At 62.8% G+C, this 2465-nt stretch carries 1 protein-coding gene and 1 pseudogene; both read left to right on the plus strand.

Annotation, left to right across the window (positions count from 1 at the left end; genetic code table 11):
- Window positions 1-165, plus strand: a pseudogene (locus tag BSIN_RS24975) (efflux transporter periplasmic adaptor subunit); the annotation flags it as partial.
- Between the two features lie 33 nt (window positions 166-198).
- Window positions 199-2465: efflux RND transporter permease subunit (locus BSIN_RS22225; protein ID WP_089342024.1), on the plus strand; the 2267-nt coding region annotated here is incomplete at its 3' end.

Below are 2465 nucleotides of genomic sequence, written 5' to 3' on the forward strand. Positions count from 1 at the left end.
CGGATCGTCGTGAACGGCACGCAGCGCGTGCGGCCCGGCGAGCGGGTGAAGGCGCATCTCGTGCCGATGACGGGCGGCGATGATGCGGCTGCGGCTGCGGCGGCTCCTGCGTCGGGTGCCGCGCAGCAACGTGCGCAGAACGCTCAGAGCAACGCGCGCGCATAACGCGCAGGCGCGCTCAATCAGATAGAGCTTCCCATGAATATCTCAAAATTCTTTATTGACCGGCCGATTTTTGCCGGGGTGCTGTCGGTCATCATTCTGCTTGCCGGGTTGATCGCGATGTTCATGCTGCCGATTTCCGAGTATCCGGAAGTCGTGCCGCCGTCGGTGGTCGTTCACGCGCAGTATCCGGGCGCGAACCCGAAGGTGATCGCCGAGACGGTTGCATCGCCGATCGAGGAGCAGATCAACGGCGTCGAGGACATGCTGTATATGCAGTCGCAGGCAAACAGCGACGGCAACATGACGATTACCGTCACGTTCAAGCTCGGCACCGATCCGGACAAGGCGACGCAGCTCGTGCAGAACCGCGTGAATCAGGCGTTGCCGCGCTTGCCGGAAGACGTGCAGCGTCTCGGGATCACGACGATCAAGAGTTCTCCGACGCTGACGATGGTCGTGCATTTGATCTCGCCGGACAACCGCTACGACATGACGTATCTGCGCAATTACGCGTTGATCAACGTGAAGGACCGGCTGTCGCGGATCCGGGGCGTCGGCCAGGTGCAGTTGTGGGGCGCGGGCGATTACGCGATGCGCGTATGGCTCGATCCGCAAAAGGTCGCGCAGCGCAATTTGACTGCCGACGACGTCGTGAAGGCGATTCGCGATCAGAACGTGCAGGTCGCGGCGGGCGTGATCGGCGCATCGCCGACGCTGCCGGGCACGCCGCTGCAATTGTCGGTGAACGCGCGCGGGCGGTTGCAGACCGAAGAGGAGTTCGGCGACATCGTCGTGAAGACCGCGCCGGATGGCGCCGTCACGCATTTGCGCGATATCGGGCGGATCGATCTCGATGCGTCCGAGTACGGGCTGCGTTCGCTGCTGGACAACAAGCCGGCCGTCGCGATCGCGATCAATCAGTCGCCGGGTGCGAACTCGTTGCAGATCTCCGACGAAGTGCGCAAGACGATGGCCGAGCTGAAGCAGGATTTTCCGGCAGGCGTCGACTACCGGATCGTCTACGATCCGACACAGTTCGTGCGTTCGTCGATCAAGGCGGTTGTCCATACGCTGCTCGAAGCGATCGCGCTCGTCGTGATCGTCGTGATCGTGTTCCTGCAGACGTGGCGCGCGTCGATCATTCCGCTGATCGCCGTGCCGGTGTCGATCGTCGGCACGTTCTCGCTGCTGCTGCTGTTCGGTTACTCGATCAATGCGCTGTCGTTGTTCGGGATGGTGTTGGCGATCGGGATCGTCGTCGACGATGCGATCGTGGTCGTCGAGAACGTCGAGCGGAACATCGAGAGCGGACTGTCCGCGCGCGAGGCGACGTATCGCGCAATGCGCGAAGTGAGCGGGCCGATCATCGCGATCGCGTTGACGCTCGTGGCGGTGTTCGTGCCGCTCGCGTTCATGTCGGGCCTGACGGGTCAGTTCTACAAACAGTTCGCGATGACGATCGCGATCTCCACGGTGATCTCGGCATTCAACTCGCTGACGCTGTCGCCCGCGCTGTCGGCGATTCTGCTGAAAGGGCACGGCGACAAGGAAGACTGGCTCACGCGCGCGATGAACCGCGTGCTCGGCGGTTTCTTCCGGGGCTTCAACAAGGTGTTCCATCGCGGCGCACAGAACTATGGGCGTGGCGTGCGCGGCGTGCTGTCGAGAAAGGCGGTGATGCTCGGCGTGTATCTCGTGCTGGTCGGCGCTACCGTGATGGTGTCGCGGATCGTGCCGGGCGGCTTCGTACCCGCGCAGGACAAGGAATACCTGATCGCGTTCGCGCAGTTGCCCAATGGCGCATCGCTCGATCGCACCGAGAAGGTGATTCGCCAGATGGGCGAGATTGCGCTGAAGCAGCCTGGCGTCGAGAGCGCGGTTTCGTTCCCGGGGCTGTCGGTAAACGGCTTCACGAACAGCTCGAGCGCGGGCATCGTGTTCGTCACGCTCAAGCCGTTCGACGAGCGGCATGGCAGCGCGCTGTCGGCCGGCGCGATCGCGGGGGCGCTGAATCAGCAATACGCGAACATCAAGGATTCGTTCGTTGCGGTGTTCCCGCCGCCGCCGGTGCTCGGTCTCGGCACACTTGGCGGCTTCAAGATGCAAATCGAGGACCGCGGCTCGGTCGGTTACGCGAAGCTCGCGGATGCGACCAACGATTTCATCAAGCGCGCGCAGCAAGCGCCTGAACTCGGGCCGTTGTTTACGAGCTATCAGATCAACGTTCCGCAACTGAACGTGGATCTGGACCGTGTCAAGGCGAAGCAGCTCGGCGTGAACGTGACGGACGTGTTCGACAC

The organism is Burkholderia singularis (assembly GCF_900176645.1).
Taxonomy (GTDB): domain Bacteria; phylum Pseudomonadota; class Gammaproteobacteria; order Burkholderiales; family Burkholderiaceae; genus Burkholderia; species Burkholderia singularis.